This is a genomic window from Vibrio penaeicida (genome assembly GCF_019977755.1).
Classification (GTDB): domain Bacteria; phylum Pseudomonadota; class Gammaproteobacteria; order Enterobacterales; family Vibrionaceae; genus Vibrio; species Vibrio penaeicida.
The window spans coordinates 617,211-633,386 of sequence record NZ_AP025144.1; the positions used below are offsets into that span (position 1 = coordinate 617,211).

Below are 16,176 nucleotides of genomic sequence, written 5' to 3' on the forward strand. Positions count from 1 at the left end.
CAACCTTAAAGAGACATCAGTTTCTTATCGCGTTCCCATTCTTCCGGCGTGTAAGCCTTAATCGAAACTGCATGAATATCGTTTCTTTGAATGTATTCCATCAGCGGAGCGTAGATGAGCTGCTGTTTTTTTACACGGTTCATTCCATCAAAACTTGGGTCTACAGCAATCACTTCGTAGTGGCTGCCTTCCCCTTTTACGTGTAACTCTTCTAGATTAAGAGCTTGATCTAAAATGTTTTTTACTTCAACGCTGTCCACGGTAGATCCTATTTAAACTTCAATGTGATTGCGTTCACCCGATGATTCAATCTGAGACTTTTGTGCGGTTTCAGTTTCGGGGAATAGCATTGCTTCGACATTACTCAGTTGACACAAAGTGCGCAGCTGGTCAGGCACGAAACTGAGCATTATATGACAGTTTTGCTTTTTTGCATGCTCTATTAAGTGAATCAGCATCACCATACCAGCGGAATCGACGCGTTTCACTTCGCGCATGTCAATATTTAGCTGAGTCGTGTCAGTTTTTCGTTTCTTCAAAAATTGCCATAAATTGGGGACACTTTCACGATCCAAGTTCCCGGAAAGTTGGCACTGAGTCGGGGCGACTTGCTGCCACTGGGGATGACTCATTATTTTGTGTCCTTGAATTGAATTGGTCTCGCTGCCAATTCTTGCAAATCTTTGCTGACCTCTAAGAGTCCATCTCTTCTAATTTTGCTGTTCCATTCTGACTGCTTACTTGAGAGCAGGCTTACCCCTTCAGCCACCATATCAAATGCAGCCCATTCGCCGCTTTTTTTATCTTTTCTCAATTTAAAGTCGAGTTTAATGTTTGGGTTTGGGTTGTCGATGATTTCTACTCGAATAGAGATAATACGGCTTTTAGGATCGAGTGGTCTTGCTGGGGCGAATTCTATTGATTGATCAGTGTACTGAGTCAAAACTTGAGCGTAAGACGTCACAAGGTAAGCGCGAAAAGCTTCAACAAAAACTTTAACGTCTTCTTTTTTCGATTTTTTTAAGTTCGGTCCAAGCAGTTTCAACGCAGCGTAGCGATTGTTTACAAAGGGCATCAGCTCCTCTTCAACCACAACTTTTAGTGTGTCTGGGTTGGATTTGATCTGGCTTTGCTCGTTTTTTAGGCGAGAGAACGTCTTGTCGGCGACTTGTCGCATCATGTCGTACGGTTTGGTGGCATCAATAGTTTGTGCCGCGCTAGTTTGTACAATGCTGACAAGCGAAAGAGCGCCTAGCGTTGCTGCTAATGTCCATTTTTTAAACCATTTCATTACGGTTCCTCCGAACTCTCTGAGTCACCACCGACGCGATACAAGACCTGTCCAATGAGATCTTCGAGTACTAGTGCTGACTTCGTATCCTCTATATAGTCGCCATCCTGCAACATGTCGATGTCTTCATCAACAAAACCGGGTATCAACCCGATATATTGCTCACCAATTAATCCTGAAGTGAGGATTTGTGCGCTAGATGTTTCTGGGAATTCACCATATTGCTTATCAATAGTGAGCGTAATAACGGGCAAGTAGCTTTCAATGTCCAAAGTGATGTCCGAAACACGCCCAACAACAACACCACCAATTTTCACGGGGGAGCGGAGTTTTAAACTGCCGATGTTATCGAACTGGGCTTTCAGCTGATAGGTTTCCCCTGAACCAAAACTTTTTACATCGGCGACTTTTAGAATCATAACAAGAATGGCAATCACACTCGCGATGACAAAGCTTCCTACTAATAATTCCAGTTTACGAGTTTGTTGCATCTTTAGTTCCCAAACATAAGTGCTGTAAGGACGAAATCGAGGCCCAGAACAGCCAGTGATGAGTGCACCACTGTTTTAGTTGTAGCACGACTGATCCCTTCAGATGTTGGAATCGCATCGTATCCGTTAAAAAGTGCTATCCATGTAACTGTTAAAGCAAAGACGGTACTTTTAATTAAACTGTTACCAATATCTTGTCCTAGTTCCACAGAGGACTGCATCGAAGCCCAAAAGCTTCCGTGATCGATGCCTTTCCAGTCAACACCGACAAGTTGACCGCCCCAGATACCAACAGCCATAAAAATCATTGCAAGAAGTGGCATTGAAATGACGCCAGCCCAAAAACGAGGAGCAATGACTCTTCTAAGTGGGTCAACGGCCATCATTTCCATACTGGATAACTGCTCGGTGGCTTTCATTAAACCGATTTCAGCTGTTAAAGCAGAGCCCGCTCGCCCAGCAAATAACAGCGCAGTCACCACTGGACCTAATTCTCGCAAAAGCGAAAGAGCCACCATCTGACCTAATGCGCCTTCTGCACCGAAATCGACTAAAACGACATACCCTTGCAGGCTAATGACCATGCCGATGAACAACCCAGATAGCACGATGATGACCATTGACTGGACACCTACACTGTAAAGTTGTTTTACCAGCAACGGAAAGTGTTTGATTGGCTGAGGTTTGGCAACCAGTGCACCAAAAAGCATGAGTGTCGCCCGTCCCCAAGCTCGACAAATTGACAGCGTGCTGTGTCCAACACTTGTTATAACATTCAGCAAGGTGTTCATTGAGCACTTCCCGGTGTATTGAAAAGATCTTGAGTCAGGTCACCTGCTGGGAATTGGAATGGGACGGGACCGTCTGCCATTCCAGTCAGGAATTGCTGTACATTTTGGTCTGGGTTCGCCATCAATTCCTTAGGTGTTCCGCTCGCAATGATTTTGCCATTGGCAAGAATGTAAGCATGGTCTGCGATACTCATGACTTCCGGTACATCGTGAGACACGACTATTGAAGTGAGGTTCAGCGCTTGGTTTAAATTCTGAATGAGCTTCACCAATACACCCATGGTGATTGGATCTTGTCCGACAAATGGTTCGTCATACATAATGAGCTCGGGGTCTAGGGCGATAGCTCTTGCTAAAGCCGCTCTGCGAGCCATACCGCCGGAAAGTTCGCTGGGCATTAATTCTGCGGCACCTCGTAACCCTACGGCTTCAAGTTTGAGTAAAACAATACTACGAATGAGCTCTTCGCTAAGTTCAGTGTGTTCTCTTAGAGGATACGCAACATTTTCAAAGACATTGATATCAGTAAAGAGTGCACCAGATTGAAAAAGCATGCTCATTTTCTTACGCGCTTCGTACAGTGCATGTCGAGAAAGGCGAGGAATATTATCGCCATCAAAGATGACATCGCCATTATCAGGGTGAATTTGTCCCCCGATCAGGCGGAGTAAGGTTGTTTTTCCGATACCAGAAGGCCCCATGATGGCAGTAATTTTTCCTTTGGGAACAGATAGGGTGACATCATCAAAGATTTTTCTTGTTCCACGATAGAAAGTCAGGTTTTGAATGGTGACTAAATCCGCTGTCGACATAAAGTTCTTCTAATATGCTGCTAGTTGAGCTGAGGTGAATTGGCAATGATAAGCACTAAACGCGTTGAATTCAAAGTAAAGCTAACGAATATGACCTTAATTTAACCCAAAACTCAAACCGAGCATCCTTTCTTAATACCGTTAGTCTGTCGCGAATCCTTGTTTCTTTTTACTATAATGGCTTCCATTTTGGGTCACGAACCGTCAAAATTAGCGGCTACTTGTCTTTCTACTCAGTTAATTTAAAGGGAACATCATGCTTGAAGCCGTTGCGTTGCTTGTCGTAGGCTTAACTTTGCTCGTCTGGAGCGCAGATAAATTGGTTTTAGGAGCTGCGGCTCTTGCCCGAAATTTTGGTATCTCACCATTGGTAATCGGTATGACCATTTTAGCAATGGGTTCCTCTGCACCAGAGATGATGGTTTCTGCTACCGCTGCTTTAGATGGAAAGACAGACACAGCGGTAGGAAATGTCTTAGGTTCAAACATCGCCAATATAGCCCTTATTTTGGGTATTACCGCGCTTATTAAGCCTTTATCTATTAGTTCTGTCGTGGTTCGACGCGAGCTTCCTCTTATGATCGTCGTCACCGTCGTGGCGGGCGCATTGATGTTCGACAATTTCCTTGGTTTCTACGAAGGTATTTTGTTGTTTGTTCTTTTTGCTGCGTTCATTCTTGCGATGCTGCGAATTAGCCAAAAAGAAAAACAAAATGGCGATGCATTCGTTGAAGATCAAGAATCTGAAATCCCCGAGGGAATGCCAAATTCTAAAGCGGTGATGTGGGCGGTTATCGGTCTTATTCTGCTGCCACTATCAGCGGATATCTTGGTGGATAACGCTGTAATCATCGCAAAATACTTTGGTATGAGTGATTTAGTCATTGGGTTAACCATTATTGCGATTGGTACCAGTTTGCCTGAATTGGCCGCTTCTTTAGCTGGTGTAATGAAGGGTGAAGATGACATGGCTGTCGGTAATATCATTGGCTCAAACGTTTTCAATATTCTTGCCGTAATGGGTATTCCGGGAATCTTAAACCCTTCTATTCTTAATGAGCATGCAATGGGACGTGACTTTTGGGTCATACTTGCTGTTTCGTTATTACTCGTCGTAATGGCACTGGGCAAATCGCGAAGCGTCAACCGCATTGAAGGTGGCATTCTGTTCACTATTTTTGCGGTTTACCAAGGTTATCTTTTTTATAATGTAGCTGCTTAGTCTATTTCTTCTTCAGGAGCCTATCCATGTCGAAAACATTCGATTTCTGTAGTGCCGCGAGAAAAGTCTTGGAAATTGAAATCCAAGGGCTGTCTCAGCTTGAGCAGTATTTTGATGCTTCTTTTGTCCGGGCTTGTGATGCAATCCTCGAGGCTAAAGGCAAAATTGTGGTCATGGGCATGGGTAAGTCCGGTCATATTGGTAAAAAGATAGCCGCGACGTTGGCAAGTACTGGTACTCCTGCTTTTTTTGTTCATCCTGGAGAGGCGAGTCATGGCGACTTAGGCATGGTAGAAAATGGCGACATCGTGCTGGCAATCTCGAACTCTGGTGAGTCCTCAGAAATCTTAGCGCTTTACCCCGTTTTAAAGCGCAGAGGTATCGGTATTATCGGAATGACAGGTAAGCCGTCTTCCAATATGGCAACACAGGCCGACGTCCACTTGTGCATTCATGTCCCTGAAGAAGCTTGCAGTTTAGGGCTTGCTCCTACGACAAGTACGACAGCAACACTAGTGATGGGGGATGCACTGGCGGTGTCACTCCTCCAAGCGAGAGGTTTCACCGCAGACGACTTTGCGCTTTCTCATCCTGGCGGTGCCTTAGGGCGTAAACTTCTCTTGAAGCTCGCCGATATCATGCAAATTGGCGATGCGCTTCCCAAGGTATCACCAGAAGCGTCAGTAAAAGATGCGTTATTAGAGATATCTCAAAAAGGTTTAGGAATGACGGCGGTTGTGGATTCAAGCGATCAGGTCCTAGGTATCTTTACAGACGGTGATCTGCGTCGTCTTCTTGATAAAAAAGTCGATATTCATACCGCACCTATAGGTTCTGTTATGACAGAAAACCCTATGATGGCTTCACCGGACATGTTAGCGGTAGAAGCTGTGAATATGATGCAAGCACGGAGCATAACCAGTTTATTGTTGTCTGAGAATAATACGCTTGTTGGTGCCCTCAATATCCATCATCTTTTGAAAGCCGGAGTTATGTAGTGAGTCAGATGATTTCAACGATTTATGGCGATGTTAACCGCGACGTATTTAACATAGCAAAGAACCTAAAATTACTGATTTGCGATGTGGATGGCGTGTTTTCTGATGGTCTGGTGTATATGGGGAATCAGGGAGAAGAACTGAAAACGTTTCACACAAGAGACGGTTACGGTATTAAGGCTTTAATGAGTGCAGGTATTGAAATTGCGATTATTACAGGTAGGCAGTCTAAGATAGTCGAGAACCGGATGACCGCCTTAGGCATCTCCTTGATCTATCAAGGACAGGATGACAAGTTAAAAGCTTATGCAGATATTTGTGAAAAACTGAATATCGCACCAGAACACACAGGATACATCGGCGATGATCTGATCGACTGGCCAGTGATGGAAAAAGTTGGGTTAAAAGTGTGTGTGGCAGATGGTCACCCACTATTGGTGAAAAGAGCCAATTACGTGACGCACATTAAAGGCGGTCATGGTGCTGTACGTGAAGTATGCGACCTTGTATTGGAAGCGCGTGGTGAGTTGGATAGTCACAAAGGTTTGAGTATATGACGCTTCCTCGTCCTATATACCTTGTTCTTATTTTTATATCTTGCTGGTGTGTGTATTATCTATACGGTAAAAGTGAACCGGAAATACTTCAGGTGAAGCCAGATATTGAGCTCCCTGCATTTTCTGGTAAAGACTTGCTTAACACCAGTTACACCGAAGGTGGTGTAAGAAATTTTGATATCCGTTCTAGCTATTTGGATCACTTTGCAAAAAGCGGTGATACCATTTTTGAGAAGCTGGAGCTGAGTGTATTTCGCGAAGGTCATACAAAAGAGTGGCGAGTGACTGCCGACAAAGGTGTTTTGGATGATGATAATGTACTTACCTTGACGGGTAACGTGCTTGCAAAGAATCTCAACCCAGAGGCGGGATTTGATTCTATGACGACAGAAAAGCTCATCATTGAGTTGATCAGTAAAGATTTTAATACCGACGAGCCTGTAGCGCTTGTTGGTCCGACATTTATTTCAAATGGGAATGCGATGGTGGGCAATTTTGGCGACAACACCGCAACCCTGTTAAAACAAGTGCAAAGTAAATATGAGACGAAGACTCCTTAGCTTAATTTCTTGCTTAGTTTTATCTGCTCCTGTCTGGGCTTTAAGCACAGATTCAGAGCAGCCTATCTATATAAACTCTGACAGCCAAGCGCTGGATATGATCAGCAACAAAGTGACTTTTGTGGGTGATGTCGTTCTTAAGCAAGGCAGCATCAATATCACAGCAGACAAAGTGATCGTGATTCGAAATTCCGAAGATGAGAGTATCGAGCAAATAGAGGCGTTTGGTAAGACGGCAGTCTTTACTCAGTTGACAGATGATGGCAAAACGTTACATGGTGAAGCTAATATTTTGCTCTATCAAGTTCGCAAAGACTTGCTGACGATGACTGAGAATGCTGTGTTGTCTCAAGATGATAGTGTGATTAAAGGTCCACTTATTAAGTACTTGATTACGCCTCAAAAATTGATTGCCGATAGCAAAAAAGGCGAACGTGTATCGACTGTCCTACAACCCACTCAGACGAAGAAACAGTAATTTAGATGGCAATCTTAAAAGCGGAAAATCTGGCGAAGAGCTATAAAAAACGAAAAGTAGTCACTGATGTCAGCTTAGAGGTAAAATCAGGTCAAATAGTAGGGTTGTTGGGGCCAAATGGTGCGGGTAAAACGACATCGTTTTACATGATCGTCGGATTGGTTGGTCGTGATGAAGGTCGTATCTCTATTGATGATCAAGATATCAGTATATTGCCTATGCACTCGCGCTCGAGACTTGGTATTGGGTACTTGCCTCAAGAAGCGTCTATCTTCCGAAAATTGTCGGTGGAAGACAATATTATGGCCGTGCTGGAAACTCGTAAGGAACTTTCGCGTGAGCAGCGCCAAGACAGGCTTGAAGATTTATTGGACGAATTCCATATTCAGCATATCCGTAAAAGTAATGGTATGGCACTTTCTGGTGGTGAAAGACGCCGAGTAGAGATTGCCCGAGCATTGGCAGCAAATCCGAAATTTATTTTGCTGGATGAGCCGTTTGCGGGGGTAGACCCAATTTCTGTCATTGATATCAAAAAGATCATAGAGCACCTACGAGACAGGGGATTGGGTGTATTGATTACCGATCACAATGTTCGTGAAACCCTTGATGTGTGTGAGCGTGCGTATATTGTGAGCCAAGGGCATTTAATCGCGGAAGGAACACCGGAACAGGTTCTCAATAATGAACAGGTAAAACGGGTTTATCTGGGTGAGCAATTCCGTCTATGATTAAATAGAGGATACCAATTGGCACATCCTTCCCGAATTAGAAAGATAAGAAAAGGACTACATGAAACCCTCATTACAATTAAAGCTAGGTCAGCAACTGGCGATGACGCCTCAGTTACAACAAGCGATTCGTTTGTTGCAACTGTCAACGTTGGACTTGCAGCAGGAGATTCAAGAAGCCTTGGAGTCAAACCCACTTTTAGACGTGGATGAAGGTAGTGAAGAAAGCCCCTCCAATGAAGAAGCCGCCAAAGAAGCTAGCGCTAATGAGAAAGAGTCCAACGAAGAAATTACTGTAGAACCAGAATTAAGTGACAGTTCGGATTTGATTGAAAAGTCCGAAATCAGCAACGACCTAGAAATCGACACAACATGGGAAGACGTTTACAGCGCAAATACTGGTAACACAGGTATTGCACTAGACGATGACCTACCTGTCTATCAGGGTGAGACCACCCAAAGCCTCCAAGACTACCTGACTTGGCAACTCGACCTAACTCCATTCACCGACACTGATAGAACCATAGCAATGGCGATCATCGATGCGGTTGATAATCACGGTTATCTCACCATCGATACTCAAGATATTTTGGAGAGTATGGGGAACGAAGAAGTTGAGTTGGATGAGGTAGAAGCCGTTCTCAAACGCATCCAGCAGTTTGACCCACTTGGCGTTGCATCCCGAAATCTGCAAGAGTGCCTTTTATTGCAATTGGCGACGTTTCCTGAAGATACGCCTTGGTTATCTCAGGCTAAATCATTACTTGAAAATCACATCGATCATTTGGGCAATCGTGATTACAAGTTAATCATCAAAGAAACGAAGCTAAAAGAATCAGATTTACGCGATGTATTGTCATTGATTCAACAGTTGGACCCTCGTCCTGGCAGCAGTGTGACACCGGATGAAACGGAATACGTTATTCCTGATGTTTCTGTATTTAAAGAACATGGTCAATGGCGAGTGTCCATTAATCCAGATAGCGTACCAAAGCTTAAAGTGAACCAGCAATACGCTGCCTTAGGTAAAGGAAACAGTTCAGACAGTCAGTTCATAAAAACCAACTTACAAGAAGCGAAATGGCTGATTAAGAGCTTAGAAAGTAGAAACGAGACATTGCTCAAAGTTGCACGTTGCATTGTTGAGCATCAGCATGATTTCTTTGAATATGGTGAGGAAGCGATGAAACCAATGGTGCTAAACGATATAGCACTGGCGGTGGATATGCATGAATCGACCATTTCAAGGGTCACCACTCAAAAGTATATGCACACTCCGCGTGGTATTTTTGAACTGAAATATTTCTTTTCTAGTCACGTCAGTACCGATAACGGTGGAGAGTGTTCGTCAACGGCAATTCGCGCATTAATTAAAAAGCTGGTGGCTGCGGAAAACATCGCTAAGCCTCTCAGTGACAGCAAGATTGCCGCTTTGTTAGCTGACCAAGGGATACAAGTTGCGAGGCGAACGATCGCAAAATACAGAGAGTCCCTCGGCATTGCGCCATCCAGTCAGCGTAAACGCCTACTCTAGGCCAACAGTAAGAAGGAAAGTCTATGCAAATCAATATCCAAGGGCACCACGTTGATCTTACCGATTCAATGCAAGACTACGTTCAATCCAAGTTCCAAAAGCTAGAGCGATTCTTCGATCACATCAATCAAGTTCAAGTAGTACTGCGTGTTGAAAAGTTGAATCAAATCGCAGAAGCTACACTTCATGTCAACCAGGGAGACATTCATGCGACTTCGACAAACGAAAGCATGTATGCTGCCATTGACTCTTTAGTCGATAAATTAGTTCGACAACTCAATAAGCACAAAGAAAAGCTAAGTAGCCACTAACATGCAATTAAGCGAAGTACTTGCATTGGACTGCACAAAAAGTGCAGTCCAATGTACAAGCAAAAAACGAGCACTGGAAATTATCAGTGAAGTTGCCGCCACACACACGGGGCAAAACTCTACAGAGCTGTTCGAATGCATGCTCAATAGAGAAAAAATGGGCAGTACTGGAATCGGCAATGGTATTGCTATTCCACATGGTCGTATGATGGACAGCGACCAAGCTGTCGCCGTTTTACTGCAATGTCAGGCGCCGATTGAATTCGATGCCATAGATAATCGTCCAGTGGATTTGCTTTTTGCATTATTGGTACCCGATGCTCAATGCAAAACTCACCTGAAAACCTTATCTGCTATGGCTGAACGCTTAAACGATAAGTCGACCCTTAAATCTCTTCGTAATGCTCAGTCCGATCAAGAGCTTTACGACATCATAACGCAATAGTCATGACGAACTCTTCTCAGCCATCAGACAAAAAACGCTTGATTGTCATCAGTGGTCAATCCGGGGCAGGAAAGAGTGTGGCGCTTCGAGTTTTAGAAGATCTCGGTTATTACTGTGTCGATAACTTGCCTGTTTCACTGTTAGAAAACTTTGTACAGTCCATTCAGGGTGGCCAACAAAACGTAGCCGTAAGTATTGACATCCGAAACCTTCCTCAAGATCCTGCTTTGGTTACGACGACGTTGACCAAACTTAAATCCGAACTTGATGTGAATGTTCTGTTTTTAGATGCCGATGAAAACACTCTGCTAAAACGCTACAGCGAAACCCGCCGAATCCATCCATTGTCGATGAGGCCGAAAGAAAAGCTTTCACTTGAACAAGCAATTCGGTTAGAGAAAGGGCTATTGCTGAATCTCAAAGAATACGCCGATCTGGTGTTAGACAGCAGTAATCAATCACTGCACGATTTGAGTGAAACGGTACGCCAGCGAGTCGAAGGTCGAGAAAGTAAAGAACTCGTGATGGTGTTTGAATCTTTTGGATTTAAATACGGGCTGCCTAACGATGCGGACTACGTATTTGATGTTCGGTTTTTGCCTAACCCACATTGGGAACCTGAATTGCGCCCGCAAACTGGGTTAGATGCACCCATAAAAGCCTTTTTAGAGAAGCACGATACAGTGCTAGATCTGAAAGACCAGATACAAACCTTTATCGAACACTGGCTCCCGTTATTGCAGAAAAACAATCGCAGTTATCTAACAGTGGCTATTGGCTGTACTGGCGGTAAGCATCGTTCAGTGTATATAACGCAACAGCTTGGTGAGTATTTTACAAAGCAAGGTCAACAAGTACAGATTCGTCATACAAGCTTGGAAAAACACCACAAATAATTACCGGACTAAGAGAGTAAAAATTGGCAATGGAATGCTGTAGAACTGTTTTTATTCAAAATCGCCTCGGCTTGCACGCTCGTGCAGCCATCAAACTTGTTGAACTCGCCCAAAGCTTCAATGCCGATATCAGTGTCAGTAACGGTGAGAAAACCGTAGTTGCTGAAAGCGTCATGGGGCTACTTATGTTGGAATCTTCTCAGGGGCAAAGCGTTACCATTTCTGCTGTTGGTGAAGATGCCGAACAAGCCTTAAGCGCTGTTTGTGACCTGATTGAGCATCGTTTCGACGAAGAAGAGTGATTTTTCGCCTCTTTCACATATTTCTCGTCTCTTTCACATATTGTTGGTCATCTCCTTCTCGCTGAACCTAGCATCTTCAGGCAGTTTGGGTATACTCAACATATTGTAAACGAATGTAAAAATAGGGGACGAGAATGGCTGAGCAGTTAGAAATTGACCAAACTCATCAAACCCTACAAGAAGTAAGCGATGCGTTAGACAGCGGTCGATTTGTCCATGTTCGCCGTATGCTCCAAGATATGGAGCCGGAAGATATCGCCCACCTCCTGCAAGCTTCTCCTCGTAAAAGCCGTGATGTGCTTTGGCAACTCACGGATCCGGAAGATTACGGCGAAATCCTTGATGAGCTTTCTGAAGATGTGAAAGACAGCCTAGTGTCCAAAATGGCACCAGAGAGGCTGGCTGAAGCAACGGAAGGGCTTGAAACGGATGACGTAGCCTACGTACTTCGAAGTCTTCCTGATGACCTTTCTCGTGAAGTTCTATCTCAGATGGATACCGCGGATAGGCATCGGATCGAAACCGCGTTGGCGTATGACGAAGATACCGCCGGCAGTCTAATGAGCACCGACGTCATCACTATCCGAAGCGACGTGGATGTTGATGTGGTTTTGCGTTATCTGCGCATTAAAGGGGAGCTCCCAGAGGCGACAGATGCACTCTATGTGATTGACGAAACCAGTAAGTTAACAGGGTATTTACACCTAACAACCTTACTGACTTCTCAGCCAGATGTTCAAATCAGTGAAATCATGGAGGACGCGGACGAAGCGATTTCCGTCAATGCCAGTGATAGCGATGTCGCGAGTCTGTTTGAGCGGAGAAATTGGGTTTCCGCCCCAGTGGTTGATGAAGACAATCATTTGGTCGGTCGAATTACCATTGATGACGTTGTTGACGTCATCCGTGAAGACGCCGAGCACTCTATGATGAGCTTAGCGGGTTTGGACGATGAGGAAGATACCTTCGCACCGGTCGTTAAATCGGCTCGTAAGCGGAGTATTTGGCTCGGGGCTAACGTGTTAGCCGCGTTAACTGCAGCTTCTGTTTCTAACCTTTTTGAAGCCACTCTACAGGAAATGGCAGCAATCGCCGTATTGATGACTATTGTTCCTTCTATGGGGGGAGTCGCAGGGAATCAAACGGTTGCACTGGTGATCCGTGGTTTGGCGCTAGGGCACATTGGTGATACCAACAAACGCGAGTTATTGCTCAAAGAGGCGGCGATTGGCTTTCTGAATGGCTTGCTTTGGGCTTTGATTATTGGTGGTATTGTTGTTGTTTGGAAAGATGATTGGCTGCTTGGTGGGGTGATTTCTGCTGCCATGATGACAAACCTATTGGTTGCGGGAATAGCAGGCGTGAGCATTCCAATCTTTTTGAAAAAGAGAAATATTGATCCGGCTTTAGCTGGTGGAATGGCGTTAACGACCGTAACGGATGTTGTAGGGCTTATGGTCTTCTTAGGGCTTGCTACCTTGTTTATCGTCTAACCATTTAAGTTATTTATTTTCAAACTACCTACTGATGGAGTTTGTTTGAAAATAGCCTTCCAAATTCATCGCGTTTACTGTTTCAGTAAGCGCGATTTTTTCTTTTATGGGAGCGCTTTTTGCAGCCCCTAAAACGCTTTTATCAATGAATGTCAGAAAAGTTTCAGGTGTTTTTCACAAAGCGGGTTAAGAAACTTGTGACAAACTCAGTACCTCTTTGTGAGAAATTTGTGAACTTCTCTTGTTAGGTTTTAGCAAACCAATAACAAGGAGAAGTTTATGAAACTCACTAAATTAAAGTCAGAGCATAGCCTCAACAGTTCACAGCATTACAGCACTCTTCAACAGACGCGACGCTTTCAATTTCGACGAGGCGCCATTTCTGAATTGCCGTTGAGTGATCAGATTTTATTTGAGCAGTTTGGACAAGGTCCTTACGCCGTTCCTGAATACTCTTGCCTTCACACTGCTATTGAAGCTCAAGCGATCTTCATGCCAAATCAAATAGCGGCAATTCATGAAGAAGAAAAAATTACATATGGAGAGCTGAATCTAAAAGCAAACCAACTTGCCTCTTTCCTACAAAAGCGAGGTATTAAGCAAGGTGATGCCGTAGGTATTTTTCTCACGCGATCAATTCCAATGCTAATTGGCATTCTGGCAACCTTAAAACTGGGTGCCTGCTATGTCCCTCAGCACGCTGGCGTGGCACCCCAAAAAGTACTGAAACATGTCTGTGAAACAGCGGACCTAAAAACGGTACTGAGCCTTTCGCACCTAGAACAGCATTTGCCAGAACTCAGCCATCAAAACCTGTATTTCTTAGATGAGCTACTCCCTGAGCTATACGACAGCGAAGGTTTGGAATTACCCGATGTAGAGCCAGAATCACGATGCTTTATTTTGTTTACTTCAGGCACAACAGGAACTCCAAATGGTGTGCAAGTGACGCATCAGAATGTTGCGAACATCGTGATGACATCGCCCGGAAATCTGGGTATAGAGCCCGGAATGAAGGTTGGACAAATTCTGAGTATCGCCTTTGATATGTGCGCTTGGGAGATTTTTGTCACTCTTTGCCACGGTGCCACATTGTTAATTCGCAATCGCGATATTGAAGCCACGGTAAGCCAAGCGGATGCGGTGATTGCGACCCCATCTATTCTCGCAAGTTTAGATGCTAAGCATTGCCAATCTATTCAAGTTGCGGCTGTCGCAGGTGAACCTTGCCCCCAACCCTTAGCAGATCAATGGGGAGCCTTTTGTCGCTTTTACAATGCTTGTGGTCCAACCGAAACCACCATTATCAACACTGCACAGCATTATTCGGATCAATGTGAAGAACTCACGATAGGCAAACCGACGCCCAATAATACCGTGTACGTACTGGACGAGGATCTTAAACCCTGCGCGATTGGCGATGTTGGTGAAATGTGGGCAGGCGGCTTATGTGTTACAGCTGGGTACATCGGCAATGAGGTACTGAATGCCGACCGATATCGACCTGACCCATTTCTAGGTGGTAAGCACAAAATGTTTCGAACACGCGACCTTGGAAAATGGACAAAAAGCGGCGAGCTCCTCCACCTAGGCCGTACTGACGATCAAGTGAAAATTCTTGGTTTCCGTGTTGAATTGGATTCGGTTTCTCGGGTGTTGGAGAAGACAGAAAACTGCCACCAAGCTGTGACAATGAAGGTGGATTGCAAAACACTCATCGCATTTGTTACCCCTGCTCAAGTCTGTGAATCTGAGGCACAAAATCAAGTGAAAAAGCATCTGCCTTACTACTGCGTACCCAGTACCGTAATTGCGCTCGATAGCTTACCTAAAACCTCACGAGGAAAAATTGATAAACGTGCTCTGATGGCACATTACGAGAAAAGCCAGCTAGCTATTACGGAGGAAACACCATGAGTTCAATAGATCAAAGCGCCGTTGTTTTACCTGAGCAACGTTCGTTACTTCGTCGAATTTGGTCGTATCCAGCGATGGAACATTATTATCGATTGGTGATTCTCGTGTTCATGGCCAATATTGCTACGTTGGCATATGGTGTAACGGTTGGAGAGTGGTTTAAAACCGACGGGATTGCGCTCCAAACGCTTTCAAATATGGTTGTTTTGAATCTGACGGTTGCCGTGTTGGTTCGCCAGCAATACGTGATTAACTTACTTTTCTGGTTGGCAACAAGAGCACCCACATCTCTGCCATTGTCGATTCGTTGGCATTTAGGAAAAATCTACCACCACGGAGGGTTACACAGTGGAAGCGCCATGGCAGCAACGTCTTGGTTTGCTATTTTTACAGGTGCGTTAGCTTTCAGTTATCAGCATCAGCTGGCTTCCATTTCACCCCTAACCCTCGGAATTACCTATGCGATATTAGCATTGCTGATGCTGATCGTTTTCATGGCATTACCGAACATTCGCAAGAAGTATCACAATGCGTTTGAAAGAACTCATCGCTTTGGTGGTTGGAGTGTTTTGATTCTGTTTTGGGGGCAAACGTTCACATTGGCCGCCGATTTAAACCCGAGCCAGAATATCAGCAGCATCTTGTTGGATTCCTATTCTTTTTGGGCATTGGTTGCGGTGAGCATTAGCATCCTTCTTCCATGGCTTCGCCTTCGCCGTGTTCCTGTGAAAATTGAAACGCCCTCTAATCACGTAGCGCTACTGAAATTTGATTATGGTGTTACACCGTTTGCAGGCTCATCAATGGCTATAAGTCGTAACCCATTACTGGAGTGGCACCACTTTGCCAATGTACCAAGCCCCGGAGAGTCGGGATATCGATTAACTGTATCGCGTGCAGGAGACTGGACTGGAAAGCTCATCGAAGACAGACCTAGCCACGTATGGGTTAAGGGTATTCCAACTGCTGGCGTAGCGAATATCGAAGTGCTGTTTAAACGCGTTGTGTACATTGCAACCGGAAGTGGAATCGGCCCATGTTTGCCTCATCTACTCGCGAAAGAAGTACCGATGCATTTGGTTTGGTCTACTCGAACACCCAGAGAAACATACGGTGACGAGCTCGTGGATGAAATCCTGTCGGTTCAACCGGATGCCGATATCTGGGATACCACAGAGAAAGGCAAACCCGATATGGTGAAACTGGCGTATGCCGCCTACAAGAAATTTGATGCAGAAGCAGTGATATGCATTGCTAATCAAAAACTAACCCAACAAGTGGTGTTTGGCTTAGAGAGTCGAGGCATTCCTGCCTATGGCGCCATCTGGGATTCATAACGAGGACAGA

Annotated in this window: 20 protein-coding genes; 14 read left to right on the plus strand and 6 right to left on the minus strand. The window is 44.7% G+C overall.

The features are described from left to right. Positions 1 to 5: 5 nt before the first annotated feature. From ibaG to mlaF, 6 genes are read right to left on the minus strand one after another with little or no spacing between them, the layout of a single operon-like run. A complete protein-coding gene (ibaG, locus tag LDO37_RS03065) occupies positions 6 to 260 on the minus strand; it encodes a BolA family iron metabolism protein IbaG (RefSeq protein WP_101113377.1) in 255 nt (84 codons plus the stop codon). 12 nt (positions 261 to 272) lie between these two features. Next, positions 273 to 632: an STAS domain-containing protein gene (locus LDO37_RS03070; RefSeq protein WP_126607835.1), complete on the minus strand. Its 360-nt coding sequence runs from the start codon at positions 630 to 632 to the stop codon at positions 273 to 275. Next, positions 632 to 1,291: a phospholipid-binding protein MlaC gene (gene mlaC, locus LDO37_RS03075; protein WP_126607834.1), complete on the minus strand. Its 660-nt coding sequence runs from the start codon at positions 1,289 to 1,291 to the stop codon at positions 632 to 634. Before mlaC ends, LDO37_RS03070 begins: the two co-directional genes overlap by 1 nt. Next, the gene (mlaD, locus tag LDO37_RS03080; protein WP_126607833.1) at positions 1,291 to 1,782 is read right to left on the minus strand and encodes an outer membrane lipid asymmetry maintenance protein MlaD; all 492 of its coding nucleotides are present in this window, start codon (positions 1,780 to 1,782) and stop codon (positions 1,291 to 1,293) included. The genes mlaC and mlaD overlap by 1 nt, the downstream gene beginning before the upstream one ends. 2 nt (positions 1,783 to 1,784) lie before the next feature. After that, complete coding sequence (mlaE, locus tag LDO37_RS03085) at positions 1,785 to 2,573, minus strand: lipid asymmetry maintenance ABC transporter permease subunit MlaE (protein ID WP_126607832.1); 789 nt, start codon at positions 2,571 to 2,573, stop codon at positions 1,785 to 1,787. After that, on the minus strand, positions 2,570 to 3,385 hold the full coding sequence (mlaF, locus tag LDO37_RS03090; RefSeq protein WP_126607831.1) for a phospholipid ABC transporter ATP-binding protein MlaF: 816 nt from the start codon (positions 3,383 to 3,385) through the stop codon (positions 2,570 to 2,572). Before mlaF ends, mlaE begins: the two co-directional genes overlap by 4 nt. A gap of 256 nt (positions 3,386 to 3,641) precedes the next feature. Between mlaF and LDO37_RS03095 the strand changes: the two genes are divergently transcribed. The 14 genes from LDO37_RS03095 (at position 3,642) to LDO37_RS03160 (ending at position 16,166) form a co-directional block, all read left to right on the plus strand. Continuing rightward, entirely contained in the window at positions 3,642 to 4,607 is a 966-nt protein-coding gene (locus tag LDO37_RS03095; RefSeq protein WP_126607830.1) for a calcium/sodium antiporter, read from the plus strand. A 26-nt stretch (positions 4,608 to 4,633) separates the two neighbouring features. Then, complete coding sequence (kdsD, locus tag LDO37_RS03100) at positions 4,634 to 5,605, plus strand: arabinose-5-phosphate isomerase KdsD (RefSeq protein WP_126607829.1); 972 nt, start codon at positions 4,634 to 4,636, stop codon at positions 5,603 to 5,605. Beyond that, entirely contained in the window at positions 5,605 to 6,162 is a 558-nt protein-coding gene (gene kdsC, locus LDO37_RS03105; protein ID WP_126607828.1) for a 3-deoxy-manno-octulosonate-8-phosphatase KdsC, read from the plus strand. The genes kdsD and kdsC overlap by 1 nt, the downstream gene beginning before the upstream one ends. After that, positions 6,159 to 6,722: an LPS export ABC transporter periplasmic protein LptC gene (gene lptC / locus LDO37_RS03110; protein WP_101113368.1), complete on the plus strand. Its 564-nt coding sequence runs from the start codon at positions 6,159 to 6,161 to the stop codon at positions 6,720 to 6,722. The genes kdsC and lptC overlap by 4 nt, the downstream gene beginning before the upstream one ends. Further along, positions 6,703 to 7,200, plus strand: a complete 498-nt coding sequence (gene lptA, locus LDO37_RS03115) for a lipopolysaccharide transport periplasmic protein LptA (protein ID WP_101113367.1) — start codon at positions 6,703 to 6,705, stop codon at positions 7,198 to 7,200. Before lptC ends, lptA begins: the two co-directional genes overlap by 20 nt. Before the next feature lie 5 nt (positions 7,201 to 7,205). Further along, positions 7,206 to 7,931, plus strand: a complete 726-nt coding sequence (lptB, locus tag LDO37_RS03120) for an LPS export ABC transporter ATP-binding protein (RefSeq protein ID WP_101113366.1) — start codon at positions 7,206 to 7,208, stop codon at positions 7,929 to 7,931. Positions 7,932 to 7,992: 61 nt separating this feature from the next. Then, positions 7,993 to 9,465: an RNA polymerase factor sigma-54 gene (locus LDO37_RS03125; protein ID WP_101113365.1), complete on the plus strand. Its 1,473-nt coding sequence runs from the start codon at positions 7,993 to 7,995 to the stop codon at positions 9,463 to 9,465. Between the two features lie 23 nt (positions 9,466 to 9,488). Continuing rightward, entirely contained in the window at positions 9,489 to 9,776 is a 288-nt protein-coding gene (gene hpf, locus LDO37_RS03130) for a ribosome hibernation promoting factor (RefSeq protein ID WP_101113364.1), read from the plus strand. Between the two features lies 1 nt (position 9,777). Then, on the plus strand, positions 9,778 to 10,221 hold the full coding sequence (gene ptsN, locus LDO37_RS03135; RefSeq protein ID WP_101113363.1) for a PTS IIA-like nitrogen regulatory protein PtsN: 444 nt from the start codon (positions 9,778 to 9,780) through the stop codon (positions 10,219 to 10,221). 2 nt (positions 10,222 to 10,223) lie between these two features. Continuing rightward, a complete protein-coding gene (gene rapZ / locus LDO37_RS03140; RefSeq protein WP_126607827.1) occupies positions 10,224 to 11,117 on the plus strand; it encodes an RNase adapter RapZ in 894 nt (297 codons plus the stop codon). A gap of 29 nt (positions 11,118 to 11,146) precedes the next feature. Beyond that, positions 11,147 to 11,419, plus strand: a complete 273-nt coding sequence (locus LDO37_RS03145) for an HPr family phosphocarrier protein (RefSeq protein ID WP_101113361.1) — start codon at positions 11,147 to 11,149, stop codon at positions 11,417 to 11,419. Positions 11,420 to 11,553: 134 nt separating this feature from the next. Continuing rightward, positions 11,554 to 12,912: a magnesium transporter gene (gene mgtE, locus LDO37_RS03150; protein ID WP_101113360.1), complete on the plus strand. Its 1,359-nt coding sequence runs from the start codon at positions 11,554 to 11,556 to the stop codon at positions 12,910 to 12,912. Positions 12,913 to 13,191: 279 nt separating this feature from the next. Continuing rightward, the gene (locus tag LDO37_RS03155; protein WP_126607826.1) at positions 13,192 to 14,829 is read left to right on the plus strand and encodes an AMP-binding protein; all 1,638 of its coding nucleotides are present in this window, start codon (positions 13,192 to 13,194) and stop codon (positions 14,827 to 14,829) included. Next, the gene (locus LDO37_RS03160) at positions 14,826 to 16,166 is read left to right on the plus strand and encodes a ferredoxin reductase domain-containing protein (RefSeq protein ID WP_126607825.1); all 1,341 of its coding nucleotides are present in this window, start codon (positions 14,826 to 14,828) and stop codon (positions 16,164 to 16,166) included. Before LDO37_RS03155 ends, LDO37_RS03160 begins: the two co-directional genes overlap by 4 nt. Positions 16,167 to 16,176 lie beyond the last annotated feature (10 nt).

What these genes read in the sequence shown, in the direction of transcription:
- LDO37_RS03070 (WP_126607835.1), bottom strand. Translation starts at nt 632, where the DNA reads ATGAGTCATCCCCAGTGGCAGCAAGTCGCCCCGACTCAGTGCCAACTT.
- mlaC (WP_126607834.1), bottom strand. Translation starts at nt 1,291, where the DNA reads ATGAAATGGTTTAAAAAATGGACATTAGCAGCAACGCTAGGCGCTCTT.
- mlaD (WP_126607833.1), bottom strand. Translation starts at nt 1,782, where the DNA reads ATGCAACAAACTCGTAAACTGGAATTATTAGTAGGAAGCTTTGTCATC.
- mlaE (WP_126607832.1), bottom strand. Translation starts at nt 2,573, where the DNA reads ATGAACACCTTGCTGAATGTTATAACAAGTGTTGGACACAGCACGCTG.
- mlaF (WP_126607831.1), bottom strand. Translation starts at nt 3,385, where the DNA reads ATGTCGACAGCGGATTTAGTCACCATTCAAAACCTGACTTTCTATCGT.
- LDO37_RS03095 (WP_126607830.1), top strand. Translation starts at nt 3,642, where the DNA reads ATGCTTGAAGCCGTTGCGTTGCTTGTCGTAGGCTTAACTTTGCTCGTC.
- kdsD (WP_126607829.1), top strand. Translation starts at nt 4,634, where the DNA reads ATGTCGAAAACATTCGATTTCTGTAGTGCCGCGAGAAAAGTCTTGGAA.
- lptC (WP_101113368.1), top strand. Translation starts at nt 6,159, where the DNA reads ATGACGCTTCCTCGTCCTATATACCTTGTTCTTATTTTTATATCTTGC.
- lptA (WP_101113367.1), top strand. Translation starts at nt 6,703, where the DNA reads ATGAGACGAAGACTCCTTAGCTTAATTTCTTGCTTAGTTTTATCTGCT.
- lptB (WP_101113366.1), top strand. Translation starts at nt 7,206, where the DNA reads ATGGCAATCTTAAAAGCGGAAAATCTGGCGAAGAGCTATAAAAAACGA.
- LDO37_RS03125 (WP_101113365.1), top strand. Translation starts at nt 7,993, where the DNA reads ATGAAACCCTCATTACAATTAAAGCTAGGTCAGCAACTGGCGATGACG.
- hpf (WP_101113364.1), top strand. Translation starts at nt 9,489, where the DNA reads ATGCAAATCAATATCCAAGGGCACCACGTTGATCTTACCGATTCAATG.
- ptsN (WP_101113363.1), top strand. Translation starts at nt 9,778, where the DNA reads ATGCAATTAAGCGAAGTACTTGCATTGGACTGCACAAAAAGTGCAGTC.
- rapZ (WP_126607827.1), top strand. Translation starts at nt 10,224, where the DNA reads ATGACGAACTCTTCTCAGCCATCAGACAAAAAACGCTTGATTGTCATC.
- LDO37_RS03145 (WP_101113361.1), top strand. Translation starts at nt 11,147, where the DNA reads ATGGAATGCTGTAGAACTGTTTTTATTCAAAATCGCCTCGGCTTGCAC.
- mgtE (WP_101113360.1), top strand. Translation starts at nt 11,554, where the DNA reads ATGGCTGAGCAGTTAGAAATTGACCAAACTCATCAAACCCTACAAGAA.
- LDO37_RS03155 (WP_126607826.1), top strand. Translation starts at nt 13,192, where the DNA reads ATGAAACTCACTAAATTAAAGTCAGAGCATAGCCTCAACAGTTCACAG.
- LDO37_RS03160 (WP_126607825.1), top strand. Translation starts at nt 14,826, where the DNA reads ATGAGTTCAATAGATCAAAGCGCCGTTGTTTTACCTGAGCAACGTTCG.